This window comes from Intestinibacter sp. (assembly GCF_051866655.1).
GTDB lineage: Bacteria > Bacillota > Clostridia > Peptostreptococcales > Peptostreptococcaceae > Intestinibacter.
The window spans coordinates 1-16,191 of record NZ_JBJDXL010000321.1; the positions used below are offsets into that span (position 1 = coordinate 1).

Below are 16,191 nucleotides of genomic sequence, written 5' to 3' on the forward strand. Positions count from 1 at the left end.
AGAGCAAGTAAATTTAGCAATAAATTTAGAGGCTATACCTATGACAAATGACAGAGAGGTTTATGCTTTAGCCGTAGTAAACAATGTCTTTGGAGGAAGCATAAGCTCGAGATTATTTCAGAAGATACGTGAAGAAAAAGGGCTCGTTTATTCGATATATTCATCACAGACTCTATATGAAACATGTGGAGAATTGGGGATATTTGCTAGCACTAGCACCGAAAATATAAAAAAAGTATACGACATGATAATAGAGGAAATAAAACTTATTAGAGAAAATTACATTTCACCTCAAGAGATAAGTGAAAGTAAAGAGCAGCTAAAGGGAAGCTACATGCTAGATCTTGAAAGCACTAGCAGTAGAATGATGTCAAATGGCAAAAGTCTACTTATGAGAAATAAAGTCGACGACGAACAGGATATTATAGATTATATTAATAGAGTAGAATACGAAGATGTAGTAAGAATAATCGAAAAAGTTTTTAATTTAGATAAATTAGGAGTCTGTATAGTAGGTAAAGATGTAGAAGATATAAATTTATAATATAATAAAATCTTTATAAGACATATTTAAATTTATATTGGAGGGGTATTTATGTATTTATCTGAAATAGCTGGAAAGGAAATAGTCAACCTAGTTACAGGAGAGAGATTAGGTGTAGTCGGTGAGTGTGATATTATAATAGATGAGACAGATGGAAGTATTTTAGCTTTATCTATACCGAGAGAGAGAGGTTTTTTAGGTCTTAGAAAAGATAAAGAAGTATTAGAAGTGCCTTGGAGAAATGTTAGAAAAATTGGAAATGATATGATAATAATAGAATACGAAGGGATATATTAGGAGGATAAAATGGGAGTTTTAGTACAAAAATTTGGTGGTACTTCAGTAGCATCATATGAAAAGATGAAAGAAGTCTGTAAAATAATAGAAGCACATAAGGAACAATATAAAGATATAGCAGTAGTAGTTTCAGCTATGGGTAGAAAGGGAGCTCCATACGCTACAGATACACTTATAAGCATGTGCACTAATATAAATGACAGACCGACTAAAAGAGAGCTTGATATGATAATGTCATGTGGTGAAATAATATCAGGAACAATACTTGCAACTATGCTTGATTCAATGGGAATACCAGCTACATTTTTAACTGGAGTTCAAGCAGGTATAACAACTACAAAGGCATTTTCAAATGCAAAAATCAAAAAAATAAATCCTAAAAAAATACAAAAGGAATTAGCTGATGGAAAAGTTGTAATAATAGCAGGATTCCAAGGAGGAACAGAGGATGGAGAAATAACTACTCTAGGTAGAGGTGGTTCAGATACATCTGCTGTTGCTATAGGTAAAGCATTAGGTAGTGATTTAGTTCAAATATACACAGATGTAGACGGTATAATGACAGCTGACCCAAGAATAGAACCAGATGCTAAGGTTTTAAAATACGTAGATTACGATGAAGTATTCCAAATGGCTGAAAAGGGTGCTAAGGTTATACATCCAAGAGCTGTAGAACTTGCTAAAAATGCAGATATAATACTTCAAATAAAAAATACTTACAATCCAACTTATGAAGGAACTAAAATAGGTCCAGCTAACGTGCTTAAGGACGTATACGAAGACAGCTCAAAGGTTAAATTTATGAGTGCTGTTGCACATAAAGACAAAATAGCTCAAGTAAAGGTTATATCAGATGAAATTAAATTTTCTAAGATATTAAATGAAATGGAAGACAGACATATAAATATGGATATGATAAACTTCTTCACAGAAAAGAAGGCTTTTGCGCTTGATGTAAATAATTTAGAAGAAGTTGAAAATATAATTAAAAAGTACGATGCAGAATACGAAATAAAACCAGATTGCGCTAAGGTAACATTAATAGGAAATAAAGTAACTGAAACACCTGGTGTTATAGCGAAAATAATGAGAGCATTAAATGCAGAAGGTGTAACATTACTTCAATCTTCTGATTCATACAATTCACTTTCTTGTCTTGTAGACGAAAAAGATATGGTTACAACAGTTCACGTTATACACAATGCTTTTTCAGCTCAATAAACGATAAAATAGTAAACGACGATAGACTTGCTTTAATAGCAGGTCTATTTTTTTTAAATAAAATTCTCTATTTTGGATAAAATATTTTTAGTTATTATATTAGAAATAAATTCATTTGTAATATATACTAATTAAAATAAATCTCAAGAGGTGACAAAATGAAAAAGCATCAAGATTTTTGTAGTGATTATATAAAGTTTTGTGATTGGAAGTTTGAAGGAATAGACGAATTAGAAAAAAATGCAGTACAAAATTTAGAACAAAATATAGCACAAAGCACATCTCAAAATACAACGCAAAATACAGGAGAAAAGAATAAAACAGAGAATACAAAGGAAAATCAGGTTATACAAAATATAAATGAAATGGGAGCACCTAAAGTACCTACGAACGAAAATAAAGAAATACAATGCATAACAATAATAGGTGAAATAGAAGGTCATTTTATGGGAAATCCTCAAAAAAAGGCCACAAAATACGAACACATAATACCGATGCTCTATTCTGTAGAAGAGGATCCTCAAATAAAGGGAATTTTAGTAATACTAAATACTGTCGGAGGCGATGTAGAGGCAGGACTTGCTATGGCAGAGCTAATAAATAGCTTATCTAAAAAGGTAGTCACACTAGTTTTGGGAGGCAGTCACTCGATAGGAGTTCCGCTTGCTACTGCTGGAGATTATTCGTTTATAGCACCAAGTGCCACTATGATAGTACATCCAGTTAGAACAAATGGACTCGTAATAGGTGTAAATGAAACATTTGAATACTTTAAAAAGATGCAGGAGAGAATAAATGATTTTATAGTTAGAACATCTAATATATCAGGTGAAGATTTGACAAAATTGATGCATGCAAAGGACGAATTAGTCAGCGATGTAGGTAGTGTACTTATTGGAAAAGAGGCCGTAGAATACGGACTTATAGATGAAGTAGGTGGTCTTAAAGAATCTCTTACAAAACTTAAAGATTTAATAAAAGAATGTGACAATAAATAAACAACATAAATCTTATGTGTTTAAATACTATAATTTATGATATAATAGTAAAATACAATAAAGTGTTAGTGTTTACGCATTAACACTTTTTGCTGTGAGTACCGTAATTTACAGCATTTAATATCCTTAAAATAAGAGGTGAGATGAGTGGCAGGCAAGAAAAAACAAAGCAAATTTTCTAAGAAGAAAAAAAATAATAATATTGTAATTGGATCAGAGTATACTAATTTAATAACAATATTTATAGGTATCTTTTTATTATACAGTTTAAATTCTACATCTATGGGTCTTTTGGGAAAAGTGACTCAAGAGGTATTTAAAGGGCTATTTGGTTCTTTAGCTATGCTGATACCTATAGTGATTATTGTAATAGGTATTTTAGGTTTCTTTGATCACAATGAGTACGTGTTTAGATTTAGAAAGAGCAAAATATGTTACATAGCTATAGTATTTATATTTATTTTTTACGGTCTTTTGAATTCAAATCTTATACCAGTTGACAATCCACTGAGACCAGAGATGATAAGCTCAATTATGAAGGTTTCAGTGGAAGAAGGCGGAATAGGTCTTGTTACATCTATAATTGCCTACTATATAAAGGCAGTGTTTGGTATAACTGGCGGTTGGTTGATAAGTATATTTGCTCTATTTTTGAGTATTTTATTCGTGTTTAATATATCATTAAAGGATTTAATTTTAAGTATAAAGGATAAATCTACAAGTGCTAAAAATGGAGATGTTGATTTCAAGGATGTACTACAAAATATAAAGAAATCAGCTTTAGATATGGTAACTGATGAAGTCGATGACACTACTATGGACACTACAGTAGTAGAGGAAAAGGAAGGCTTTTTCAAAAAGCTTCTAAACAAGAAAAATAAAAATGACGAAGAAGTACCTCAAATTGAAAGCAATGAAAATCAAATAGAGGATTCAAATGAATACGACGATGAAAAGACTATTAAAATAGTAGGCTTTAACCAAGCAGATGACGATGTTTTAGAAATACTTGAGGGTACACAAAGTTTAGACGATTTAAAAGAATTAAGAGATCTTATAAACCAAGAAGATACTAAAAATGAAAATAAGCAAGTGACTGAGACTACTTCTAATTACGACAAGTCTATATTTGACACAAATAAAGTGGATTTAGGAAAAACACAAGATATAAAACAGCTTGATTTTAACTTAGAAGGTGATAACTACAAGAGACCTTCTATAAATTGTCTTAAAAATTACAATAGTAATAAAGATTATAAAGAAGCAGATAAGAGTGATGCAGTTAAAGAGACACTTAGTAATTTTAATATCAATATAAAAGACTGCAATGCTACATTTGGGCCTACTATAACTAGATACGAAGTATCTCCAGAGGCTGGAACAAAAGTAAGTAAAATAGTAAACCTATCTGATGACCTAGCACTTGGCCTAGCTGCTAGAAGTATAAGAATAGAAGCTCCAGTTCCAGGAAAATCTGTAATAGGTCTAGAAGTTCCAAACGACAATCCTCAAGTTGTAGGACTTAGAGAGGTTATAACTAGCGACGAGTTTAAAAATCATCCATCTAGCCTAGCAGTTGGACTTGGTAAGGAAATAACAGGAAAACCGCTTATAGCAGATTTAGCGAAAATGCCTCATCTACTTATAGCAGGAGCTACAGGCTCTGGTAAGAGTGTTTGCGTAAATACAATAATAACATCTCTACTATATAAATCATCACCAGACGATGTGAAGCTTCTTTTAATAGACCCAAAAGTAGTTGAGCTTGCTCATTATAATGGAATACCACACTTACTATCTCCAGTAGTTACAGACCCTAAAAAGGCTTCAAATGCTTTAAATTGGGCAGTAAGTGAGATGAACAAGAGATACAAGCTATTTGCAGAAAATGGAGTAAAGGACATAACAGGCTACAACAAAAAATGTGATGAAAAAATGTACAAAATCGTCATAATTATAGACGAGTTAGCAGATTTAATGATGGCATGTGGTAATGAAGTAGAGGATTATATATGTAGACTTGCTCAAATGGCAAGAGCTGCAGGAATGCATTTAATAATAGCTACACAAAGACCATCTGTAGATGTAATCACTGGTATAATCAAAGCAAATATTCCTTCGAGAATAGCATTTGCAGTTTCTTCACAAACAGATTCTAGAACTATTTTAGATATGGGTGGAGCTGAAAAATTACTTGGTAAGGGAGATATGCTTTATTATCCTCTAGGAGCAGCGAAACCTCTTAGAATACAAGGAGCCTTTATATCAGAGGAAGAATCAGAAAAAGTAATAGAAGAAATAAAATCTCAAAAACAAGAGGAAGTAAAATACGAAGAAGAAATAATCGAAACTATATCTAAGGTTGTGCCGGTTAAAGATAACGACGAGGATGAATTCTTAGAAGAAGCTATAGAATTTGTCGTATCAAACAACCAAGGCTCAGCATCAATGCTTCAAAGAAAATTCAAAATAGGATTTAATAGAGCTGCTAGACTTATAGATTCTATGGAGGAAAGAGGTATAGTTGGACCAAGTGAGGGAAGTAAGCCTCGTAAGGTTTTAATAACAAAGGAAGAATTAGAAAATTTAAAAAGAGAAAGTCGATAAGGAGTTAATTAATTTATGTTAAAAATAGCATTAGAATCCCTGGGTTGCTCGAAAAACCTAGTGGATGCAGAAATAATGATGGGTATATTAAATGAAAAAGGTTATAGACTTACAGGTGATTTTGACGAAGCCGATGTAATAATTGTAAATACTTGCGGTTTTATAGAATCAGCTAAGCAGGAATCAATAGATACTATATTAGATTTTGCAGATCTTAAACAAACTGGAAATTTAAAATTATTGATAGTTACAGGATGTCTAGCTCAGAGATATGCAGACGAATTAAAAGAAGAAATACCAGAGATAGATGCTATAGTAGGTACAGGTAGCTACCAAAATATAGACGAAATAATAGGAAAGCTTAAAGAAGAACATCAAATAGTAAGCTTGAACAATATAGAGTTTGCATACGATGAGACTCTACCTAGATATGTATCTACTCCAAGTCATATGGCTTATTTAAAAATAGGTGAAGGCTGTGACAATAAATGTACTTACTGTATAATACCTAAGCTTAGAGGTAAATACAGAAGTAGAAAGATGGAGGATATAATTTCAGAGGCTAAAAAGCTTGCCGAAATGGGAGTTAAGGAGTTAATAGTAATAGCACAAGATACTACTAAATACGGTGTTGATTTATACGGTGAGGAAAGACTTGCCGAGCTTTTAGAGGAATTAGCTCAAATAGATGGATTTAAATGGATTAGAGTAATGTACTCTTACCCAGAATCAATAACTGAAAAGCTAGTAAATGTAATAAGCAAATACGATAATATATGCAATTACTTCGATATGCCTATACAACACGCGAGCAATAGAATATTAAAGCTGATGAACAGAAAAACTACTAAAGAGGATATTCTGTCTAAGGTAAATATGATTAGAAATATCATACCTGATGCTACACTTAGAACTAGTATAATAGTAGGATTTCCAGGGGAAACAGACGAGGATTTTGAAGAGCTTGTAGATTTTGTAAAGGAAGTCGAATTTGATAAATTAGGAGTATTCACTTACTCTAGAGAGGAAGATACTCCTGCTGATAGATTGCCTAATCATCTTGAAGAGGAAGTTAAATTAGAAAGACAAGAGAGATTGATGTTAGTACAACAAACTATCTCAGAACAAAAAAATAATCAAAAAATAGGTAATAAATATGAAGTATTAGTTGAAGAACAAATAGAAGACAACGTGTATATAGGTAGAACTATGTACGATGCAGAGGAAATAGACGCTATAGTATATATAAAATCTATAAAAGATCTTCAAGTAGGGGAATTTGTAGATGTAGTTATAACTGATGCTTTAGAGTATGATTTAATGGGGGTAGTAGAGGATGAATTTACCGAATAAGCTTACACTACTTAGAATATGTCTAATACCAGTATTCGTAATACTTATGCTATCACAAATAAACAATTTCTTTTTAATAGCATGTATTGTGTTTATGGTGGCTTCTATAACAGATTTTCTAGATGGAAGAATAGCTAGAAAGTATAATCTAGTTACAGATTTTGGGAAATTTATGGATCCATTGGCAGATAAATTATTAGTTTTATCTGCACTTATATGCATGATAGATTACGATTTAGTAGCTGGCTGGATGGTAATAATAATAGTAGCGAGAGAGCTGACTGTAAGTATTTTGAGAGCAATAGCTGCCGACAATGGAAAGGTAATAGCTGCTAGTGGTGGTGGAAAGATAAAAACTACAAGCCAAATGATAGCTATCATATTCTTGTTGATAGGCGCTAATTTCTCAAATGATATTATACTTCTTATTGGAACAGTGGCTATGTACATTGCTACAATATTTACACTTTATTCAGGAATAGATTACTTGTATAAAAATAGAGAGTTATTTATGAATAGTAAATAATTTTTAGAGAGCTATATGTCGTGCTGTTTTAAAATTGACATATAGCTCTTTTTGGATTATCGGATACAGAAATTATTTTCTAAAATTTTTAAATAAAAATGTAAAATTGGGGTATAAAAAATTTAGAATTTGTCCATAAACATAGTAGAAAATAATATATTTATCGATTGACTGTAAAAGCTTTATAAGATATAATAAAAATATAAAAGCGAACAAATGTTTGATTATTAAAAATGATATAATGGAGGAATGAATTATATGACTATAGAAAAAGAAAAATTAGATACATTGAATCAGGTATTAGGTAAAATAGAAAAGGATTTTGGTAAAGGCTCAATAATGAGACTTGGAGAAGCTTCATCAATGGTGATAGACTCTATATCAACAGGTTCAATTGGACTTGATATAGCAATAGGCATAGGTGGACTTCCTAGAGGTAGAATAGTTGAAATATACGGACCAGAATCTTCAGGTAAGACAACAGTTGCACTTCACTCAGTTGCCGAAGCTCAAAAAGAAGGTGGAATAGCAGCCTTCATAGATGCAGAGCATGCTCTAGATCCAGTTTACGCAAAGGCGTTAGGTGTAGATGTAGATAACCTTATAATATCTCAACCAGATACAGGAGAACAAGCTCTAGAAATAACAGAAGCATTAATAAGAAGTGGCGCTATAGACATAATCGTAATAGACTCAGTTGCAGCATTAGTTCCAAAGGCAGAAATAGAAGGAGACATGGGAGACTCTCATGTTGGATTGCAAGCTAGACTTATGTCTCAAGCACTTAGAAAATTAACAGGTTCAATCAAAAAATCAAATTGTGTTGCTATATTTATAAACCAACTTAGAGAAAAAGTAGGTATAATGTTTGGTAACCCAGAGACTACTACAGGTGGTCGTGCGCTTAAATTCTACTCATCAGTTAGATTAGATGTTAGAAAGATAGACACAATAAAACAAGGAGATAAGATTTTAGGAAGTAGAACTAGAGTTAAAGTAGTAAAAAATAAAGTAGCTCCTCCTTTTAAACAAGCAGAATTTGATATAATGTATGGAGAGGGTATATCAAAAATAGGTGATTTACTAGATATAGCTGCAAATGTAGATATAGTTAAAAAATCAGGATCTTGGTACAACTATCAAGATATAAAATTAGGACAAGGTAGAGAAAATGTTAAGAAATTCTTAGCTGATAATATGGATTTAGCTAACGAAATAGAAGAAAAAGTTAGAAAATATTATAAATTAGGTGCAGAATACAAGGATGCTGAAGACGAAGCTTCTGAAGATATTCAATTAGTAGAAAATAGTATAGAAGATAGTATGGATTCTATTACAGTAGAAGAATAATAATTGCTATCTATAAACCTCCTATAACCTTGACACAAAGTAGAAAAAATTATAAAATTAAATGAGGTAAAGTATTCTAATTTAATATAATTTTTTGTTGTTAATCATAAGAAACTATTTACGGTTTCTAATCAATATTTAAGCTGTCGATATTTTAAGGACAGCTTAAAAACATATTCCAAGATTATAAATGTGATACTTAAATCAATGTCGGTCTTTTACATAAAGATAAAAAATCGACCTAAATACGAAAATAAGGAGTAATATTGAATTTTGGGATTAAATAATAAAGGAGGTGGATGTCATAATAAAAGTAATTATAGCAGCAGTAGTTGGCTTGATTATAGGTGTAGTAGCTGGATATTTTGGTAGAAAAAATATATCAGAAGCAAAAATCGGTGAAGCAAATACCCTAGCTAAAAATATAGTAGATCAAGCAAATAAAGATGCAGAAACAATTAAAAAAGAAAAGCTTCTAGAAGCAAAAGAAGAAATTCATAGATTTAGAAGTGATGCTGAAAAGGAAAGTAGAGAAAGAAGAAATGAATTACAAAAATATGAAAGAAGAGTAATTCAAAAAGAAGAATCTCTAGATAGAAAACAACAAAGTATAGAAAACAAAGAATCTAATTTAAATCAAAAATTAAAAATTGTAGACGAAAAACAAAAAGAAGTTGAGGCTATAAAATTAAAACAACTTGAAAAATTAGAGGATATATCAGGTATTACTTGTGATAAAGCAAAAGAAATCATACTAAGTAATGCAGAAAAAGAAGTAAGACATGAAATGTCAATAATGATTAAAGACATTGAAACTCAAGCAAAGGAAAACGCTGAAAAGAAATCAAGAGAAATAATTGGTTACGCAATTCAAAAATGTGCAGCAGATCATGTTGCAGAGACTACAGTAACAGTAGTTAACTTACCAAATGACGAAATGAAAGGTAGAATAATAGGTAGAGAAGGTAGAAATATTAGAACTTTAGAGACTCTAACAGGAATTGATCTTATAATAGACGATACTCCTGAAGCTGTAATATTATCTGGATTTGATCCTATTAGAAGAGAAATTGCGAGAATAGCTTTAGAAAAACTTATATCTGATGGAAGAATACATCCAGCAAGAATAGAAGAAATGGTAGAAAAAGCTAAAAAAGAAGTAGATAACATAATAAAAGAATACGGTGAACAAGCTACATTTGAAACAGGTGTTCACAGCTTACATCCAGAACTAGTTAAATTATTAGGTAGACTTAATTACAGAACTAGTTATGGGCAAAACGTTTTAAAACATTCTATAGAAGTAGCACATATAGCTGGAATTATGGCAGCTGAAATAGGTGCTGATATTAAGCTTGCCAAAAGAGCAGGATTGCTTCACGATATAGGTAAGGCAGTAGACCACGAAATGGAAGGTACACATGTTGAAATAGGTATGGATTTACTTAGAAGATACAAAGAATCTAAGGAAGTTATACACGCTATGAGTACTCACCATGGAGACTACGAGCCTCAAACAGTTGAAGCAGTACTAGTTACAGCGGCAGATGCAATATCTGCAGCAAGACCAGGTGCTAGAAGAGAAACACTAGAAGCGTATATTAAGAGATTAGAAAAACTTGAAGAAATTGCAAATTCATATGATGGCGTAGAAAAATCTTATGCAATCCAAGCTGGTAGAGAAATAAGAATCATGGTTAAACCAGAAAAGATTAACGATGAAGAGCTTCACTTATTAGCTAGAGATATAACTAAGAAGATCGAGGAAGAGCTTGAATATCCAGGTCAAATAAAGGTTAGTATAATAAGAGAAACTAGAGCTGTAGAATATGCAAAATAATAATTAGTAAATGAGCCTCTTTTGAAGTGATTCAAGAGAGGCTTTTTGTATAAAAATCTATTTATGGTAAATTATATACATAAATGATATAATTTAAGTATAGATTTGCAAAAATTTTAGCATAAAGATGTTAAATTCTGGAGTTAATTCTACAATGAAACAGAGAGGAGGCTTAATATGAGTCAATTTATAAATATTAACTCTCAATTAGATGCATTAAGGATGAAAGAATTTGAAAAAAAATTTTATGAAAAAATATCCGATGATGTAAAAATCGTTCCTAAAGTGACCCCTTTTAAAGGCATAAATATAGATTTAATGTGTATTAAAGATAATAAAATCTTATTTGTAAAATTTATGGATACTTCAGAAGAATTATTTTCAATATTAGATGAAGAATTGATTGAAGTTATGAACGAAGAATTCAATTTACTTAGATTGAAAATGGCTCAACATCACAACAATATTTCCTACAATTTTGTTTATATAATGCCTTATGTAGAAATCTACGATAGGTATGAATTTGAAGATTTTGTAGATAATAATATAATAGATAAGAATAAGCTAAATCAGTTAATTGAAAAAGAAATATATATGGAGGACTATTTAAAAGAAGAGAACAATGAAATAGAACTAAATATGTATATTTTAGATATATGTCCGGAATACTATGTTTTAAATAATCAGATGCATATAAATAAAGAATTCAAAAAGATTACATTTGTCAGCGACGACTACGAGTACAGTGCGACAATGCTAGATAACAATCAATTAGAAAAGTCTTTATCGATTAATTATGGTAATAATTTATTTAGAGGCGGTTGTGGTACTGGGAAAACAACTATAATGCTATCTAGAGCCGTTAAATTGGCGCGTGTATACCCACAGCATAGATTTGTAGTATTTGTAGCCTCAAAGAAGCTGTGCAATCAATTAAAGGAATCTCTAGAGATTTTATACAAGGATAACAATAATTTAGAAATTCACACAATATCGTCGTTTTTATTCAAATTGGCAAAGAAATTCAGTTTGATAGCCGATTATAGAATGTTTAAACAGGATTACGAAAAATATTTAAATAATTTGATTAAACAGGCTAGAAATGTCGTAAAAAACAAAAATATGTTTAAAGGAATATTCATAGATGAAGCAGAATCTTTTAAATATGACGAAATAAAATTTATTTCAGAGTTTTTATACAAGACAAAAAATATATTTGACCTATATTACTGTAATGCTTTGAATATGACTAACGATTTGAATATATTTAAAAGCAATAAGCAGGATCTAGAGTTTGACGATATAATAGATTTGGATATAAATTACAGACAAAATAAAAATCTAGTTGAATTTGTAAATAGATTTTGTCAAAATTCAAATGACTATATTAAAAGCTTGAGACCTCTAGTAGAAGGTGATATATATCCGTCTACTAAGCCGATTCATAAATCGGGACAGGATCCTGAAATAATAAAAGCAAGTGATCTAGAGGAACAAATAGAATCTGTTTTATGGGAAATAGACTTTTTAATCAACAAAAAGGGCTTGGATTACTCAGATATAGCTATAGTATATCCGTACAACAAGAAAAAGCTAAAAAACGGCAAAACAATATATTTTCAGTATATCCTAAGAAAAGCTTTAGAAGAGGCTAAAATTCCATATATGATAGCCGAAGATGAGATAACAAAGCTCACTAAAAAGGTAGGTATAACGATTTCTAACATATACGGCATAAAAAATCTAGAGTACAAGGCAGTAATATTTTGTGAACTGGAAATGCTTTACAATCAAACAATTGGAGATACAAGACAAGATTATCAGATAAACGATTTTGTGGGAGATTTAAATAAAATTTACCTGGCTGTAAATATTCCTACTGATTATTTAAAAATAATAACTACATTCAGTGAGGATGCAAGCGAGATAATAAAAATTTTAATTAAATCTAAATGATGGAAATAATTTAAATAAATTCAAATAAGATCACTATGAAATCGCTTTAATCATGAAAATGATAAAAGTGATTTTTTAGTTGAAAATCAGTAAATTATATATTGGGAAGGATAAAGAAAATGGAAGAAGCAAAAATATTGACAAAGAAGGAACTAAAATTATATGATGAATTTTCAATAAATTTTAATCCCAAGACAAAAAGAGATTATTTATTGAAGGTAATATATTTCAAAAAGTTTATAGATGAGAGATATTTACTAGAAGTAGACAAAGAGGATTGCGCTAAATTTATGGAGGAAGTAAAGGAAAAATACGCAAAATCTACTAGTGAAAAAATATACAGCTATTTACATAGCTTCTACTCTTTTTTACAAAGAAACAAGCATATAGAAGTAAATCCATTTAGCTATGTACAAAAACCTGTAGTAACAAGACAAAAAGGTAAAGACGACGTACTAAGCATACAAGAGATAAACCAGCTTGTAGATTCACTATATAAATTAAACGCAAGAGATAGACTTATAATGGTATTTTTAGCTACTACAGGATGTATGCTAAATGAGCTTGTAGACGTCAAATGGAAGGATCTAATAGTAGATGAACAGGACAACTACTATGTAAGATTAGGCAAAGGCAAAAAAGAAAGAATAGTAAAATTACATCCATATTGCTTTAAGCTTATAGAAGACTACAGATATCATTCAGGACTTAGCGAAGTCATTTTACCTACTGACGACTTTATATTTACAACACAAAAGAGCAATTCTATAACAGATAGAAACGTCAGAATAATAGTCCAAAAGGCATTTGACTTAGCAGGCCTTAAAAACTATTCTGCAAAGGATTTAAGACACTCATACGCTGCTATAAGCCTTATGCTAGGTGCCGATAGAGAAGAAGTACAAAAGCAACTAGGATGGAGCGATAAATACTACGCAATTAGATACAAAAATGTAATAGATTTTGTCGATAGCGAGAGTATAGATTACATGATGCAAAAAGATAATATGCTTATAAATAAGAAATAGAAAAATAAATATTTGAACAAATTTAAAAAAAGTATTGTTATAGTTCGTGAAATTATATATAATTATGATGTTGAAAATAACTAACAAATAATTAAGGACGGTGCGAATTATGGATAATAAATACAGTACATACTCAAATCCTCTTACTGAAAGATATTGCAGTAAGGATATGAGTTATATATTCTCTCCACAATTTAAATTTTCTACTTGGAGAAAATTATGGATAGCTCTTGCAGAGGGAGAAAAAGAATTAGGAATAAACATAACAGATGAACAAATAGAAGAATTAAAAGCTCATATAGATGACATCAACTTTGACGATGCTAAAAAAATAGAAAAAGAAGTAAGACATGACGTTATGAGTCACGTTAAAGCTTATGGAATGCAATGTCCAAAGGCTAAAGGTATAATACATCTAGGTGCTACTTCAGCTTACGTTGGAGATAACACAGATGTAATACAAATGACAGAAGCTTTAAAATTAGTAAGAGTTAAATTAGTAAACTTAATAAACAACTTAAAACAATTTGCTCTTAAAAACAAAGATATCCCAACTTTAGGATTTACTCATTTCCAAGCTGCTCAGCTTACAACAGTTGGTAAGAGAGCGACTTTATGGGCTCAAGATTTAATAATAGATTTAGAAGACTTAAACTACAGATTAGAAAATATGAAGCTTAGAGGTGTTAAAGGTACAACAGGAACTCAAGCTAGCTTTATGGCTCTATTCGAAGGAGATACTGCTAAAATAAAACAATTAGACAAAATAGTATGCAACAAAATGGGATTTGAATCTTCTTACCATGTAAGTGGACAAACTTACACTAGAAAATTAGATTCTCAAGTTTTAAATGTACTAGCAGGTATAGCTCAAAGTATGCACAAAATGACTAACGATATAAGATTACTTCAACATCTTAAAGAATTAGAAGAACCATTTGAAAAAAATCAAATAGGATCTTCAGCTATGGCATATAAGAGAAATCCAATGAGAAGTGAAAGAATATCATCACTTTCAAAATATATAATATCAGAATCTATATCTCCAGCTATGGTAGAAGCTACTCAATGGCTAGAAAGAAGCTTAGACGACTCTGCTAACAAGAGACTTGCTGTGCCACAAGCATTTATGGCAGCAGATGCTATACTTGAAATAGGTATAAATGTAACAGATGGTCTTGTAGTTTACGAAAGCATGATAAACAAACACATAAGCGAAGAACTACCTTTTATGGCTACTGAAAATATATTAATGGAAGCTGTTAAAAGAGGTGGAGATAGACAAGAATTACACGAAGAAATAAGAGAATTATCTATGAAGGCAGCTTATAGAGTTAAACACGAAGGATTAAACAACAACCTAATAGATTTAATATTAGAATCTGATAAATTCAACATGTTAAAGAGAGAAGAAATATCAGATATATTAGATCCTATGAAGTTCGTAGGTAGAGCTCCAGAGCAAGTTGTAGAATTCGTAGAAGAATACTTAGATCCAGCTATAGAACCATTTAAAGACTTTATAGGTGACGTTGAAGTAGATTTAAGAGTTTAATATTAAAATAAACTAAGTTGACTAAAGGCTCCTAGGAATAGTTTTATTTCTAGGAGTTTTATATTGATAATAAATTAAAAAGTAAAATTAAAAATAATAAAAAAATATATTTAAAATATGTTGTACTGACAACAACTTTAGTGTAAAATATACAAGGAAAAAAAATATAGCAATCTGAGGTGATTAAATGAAATGTATAGTGACAGATACGATAAGCTTTTTATCTAACACATTTCCTAAAATTTATTCTAGTTTATACTTAAACTACCTAAAACAATATTCAAGCTTATACGATGTAAATAAGACTCAATTGAGAGCTTTAGTATTTATGAGAAATTACGGAGAAATAAGCATGACGGAGTTATGCTCTAAATTAAACATAGAAAAAGGTAGTTTAACTAGCATGATAGATGATTTAAGCGATAAAGGATATGTTTATAGAGAAAAGAATCTTAAAGACAGAAGAAAATATATGATAATTATAACTGAGGAAGGTAAGAAAATAGCTGCTGATTTCACAGAAAGATTGAGTAATGATTTAGAAGAGAAATTCTTCAAATTAAACGATGAAGATAGAAAAAAATACTTAGAGGCTATAGAAACTCTTGATACTTTACTAAATAAAAGTGAATTAAATTAATTTTAGGCTAAAAAGGGGCTGTCGCAAAATAAAATTTGCGATAGTCCCTGATATTTTATCGAAAAAAAAGACGAACTTTAAAAAGTCCGTCTTTTTTAGTATCATAAAAATATGACACCGAAAACAACTAATTATAATAATATCAAATTTTATGAAAATTATCAATTAAAGCTTCCAATAGAAATGGATGTTTTAATACCTCAAGATGATTCAGTTAGGCTACTTAACTTAATATTGGAGGGATTAGATTACAGTAAATTATATAATAAATATTCT

General features: G+C 30.5%; 13 protein-coding genes. All 13 read left to right on the top strand.

Annotation, left to right across the window (positions count from 1 at the left end; translation table 11 throughout):
- Positions 1-544: M16 family metallopeptidase (locus ACI3VO_RS09485; RefSeq protein ID WP_439757685.1), on the top strand; the 544-nt coding region annotated here is incomplete at its 5' end.
- A gap of 51 nt (positions 545-595) precedes the next feature.
- The gene (locus tag ACI3VO_RS09490) at positions 596-841 is read left to right on the top strand and encodes a YlmC/YmxH family sporulation protein (RefSeq protein WP_439757686.1); all 246 of its coding nucleotides are present in this window, start codon (positions 596-598) and stop codon (positions 839-841) included.
- 9 nt (positions 842-850) lie between these two features.
- Positions 851-2,062, top strand: a complete 1,212-nt coding sequence (gene dapG / locus ACI3VO_RS09495; RefSeq protein ID WP_439757687.1) for an aspartate kinase — start codon at positions 851-853, stop codon at positions 2,060-2,062.
- A gap of 158 nt (positions 2,063-2,220) precedes the next feature.
- Positions 2,221-3,060 carry a ClpP family protease gene (locus ACI3VO_RS09500; protein WP_439757688.1) on the top strand — a complete coding sequence of 280 codons (840 nt, stop codon included), beginning with the start codon at positions 2,221-2,223 and terminating at the stop codon, positions 3,058-3,060.
- 147 nt (positions 3,061-3,207) lie between these two features.
- On the top strand, positions 3,208-5,667 hold the full coding sequence (locus ACI3VO_RS09505) for a DNA translocase FtsK (protein WP_439757689.1): 2,460 nt from the start codon (positions 3,208-3,210) through the stop codon (positions 5,665-5,667).
- Between the two features lie 15 nt (positions 5,668-5,682).
- Entirely contained in the window at positions 5,683-7,020 is a 1,338-nt protein-coding gene (gene rimO / locus ACI3VO_RS09510; RefSeq protein ID WP_439757690.1) for a 30S ribosomal protein S12 methylthiotransferase RimO, read from the top strand.
- Complete coding sequence (pgsA, locus tag ACI3VO_RS09515) at positions 7,004-7,546, top strand: CDP-diacylglycerol--glycerol-3-phosphate 3-phosphatidyltransferase (RefSeq protein WP_439757691.1); 543 nt, start codon at positions 7,004-7,006, stop codon at positions 7,544-7,546. Before rimO ends, pgsA begins: the two co-directional genes overlap by 17 nt.
- Before the next feature lie 258 nt (positions 7,547-7,804).
- Positions 7,805-8,896, top strand: coding sequence for a recombinase RecA (recA, locus tag ACI3VO_RS09520; protein WP_439757692.1), 1,092 nt, complete (start codon positions 7,805-7,807; stop codon positions 8,894-8,896).
- 304 nt (positions 8,897-9,200) lie between these two features.
- On the top strand, positions 9,201-10,736 hold the full coding sequence (rny, locus tag ACI3VO_RS09525) for a ribonuclease Y (RefSeq protein ID WP_439757696.1): 1,536 nt from the start codon (positions 9,201-9,203) through the stop codon (positions 10,734-10,736).
- Positions 10,737-10,913: 177 nt separating this feature from the next.
- Positions 10,914-12,692 (top strand): DEAD/DEAH box helicase family protein, encoded by a 1,779-nt coding sequence (locus ACI3VO_RS09530; protein WP_439757693.1) that lies wholly within the window; start codon positions 10,914-10,916, stop codon positions 12,690-12,692.
- Between the two features lie 119 nt (positions 12,693-12,811).
- Positions 12,812-13,720: a tyrosine-type recombinase/integrase gene (locus ACI3VO_RS09535; RefSeq protein ID WP_439757694.1), complete on the top strand. Its 909-nt coding sequence runs from the start codon at positions 12,812-12,814 to the stop codon at positions 13,718-13,720.
- 109 nt (positions 13,721-13,829) lie between these two features.
- Positions 13,830-15,275 carry an adenylosuccinate lyase gene (gene purB, locus ACI3VO_RS09540; protein WP_439757695.1) on the top strand — a complete coding sequence of 482 codons (1,446 nt, stop codon included), beginning with the start codon at positions 13,830-13,832 and terminating at the stop codon, positions 15,273-15,275.
- A 187-nt stretch (positions 15,276-15,462) separates the two neighbouring features.
- The gene (locus tag ACI3VO_RS09545; protein ID WP_320625275.1) at positions 15,463-15,915 is read left to right on the top strand and encodes a MarR family winged helix-turn-helix transcriptional regulator; all 453 of its coding nucleotides are present in this window, start codon (positions 15,463-15,465) and stop codon (positions 15,913-15,915) included.
- Positions 15,916-16,191: the final 276 nt, after the last annotated feature.

Excerpts from the sequence above, each read along its gene's own strand:
- ACI3VO_RS09490 (WP_439757686.1), top strand. The coding sequence starts at position 596 with ATGTATTTATCTGAAATAGCTGGAAAGGAAATAGTCAACCTAGTTACA.
- dapG (WP_439757687.1), top strand. The coding sequence starts at position 851 with ATGGGAGTTTTAGTACAAAAATTTGGTGGTACTTCAGTAGCATCATAT.
- ACI3VO_RS09500 (WP_439757688.1), top strand. The coding sequence starts at position 2,221 with ATGAAAAAGCATCAAGATTTTTGTAGTGATTATATAAAGTTTTGTGAT.
- rimO (WP_439757690.1), top strand. The coding sequence starts at position 5,683 with ATGTTAAAAATAGCATTAGAATCCCTGGGTTGCTCGAAAAACCTAGTG.
- pgsA (WP_439757691.1), top strand. The coding sequence starts at position 7,004 with ATGAATTTACCGAATAAGCTTACACTACTTAGAATATGTCTAATACCA.
- recA (WP_439757692.1), top strand. The coding sequence starts at position 7,805 with ATGACTATAGAAAAAGAAAAATTAGATACATTGAATCAGGTATTAGGT.
- ACI3VO_RS09530 (WP_439757693.1), top strand. The coding sequence starts at position 10,914 with ATGAGTCAATTTATAAATATTAACTCTCAATTAGATGCATTAAGGATG.
- ACI3VO_RS09535 (WP_439757694.1), top strand. The coding sequence starts at position 12,812 with ATGGAAGAAGCAAAAATATTGACAAAGAAGGAACTAAAATTATATGAT.
- purB (WP_439757695.1), top strand. The coding sequence starts at position 13,830 with ATGGATAATAAATACAGTACATACTCAAATCCTCTTACTGAAAGATAT.
- ACI3VO_RS09545 (WP_320625275.1), top strand. The coding sequence starts at position 15,463 with ATGAAATGTATAGTGACAGATACGATAAGCTTTTTATCTAACACATTT.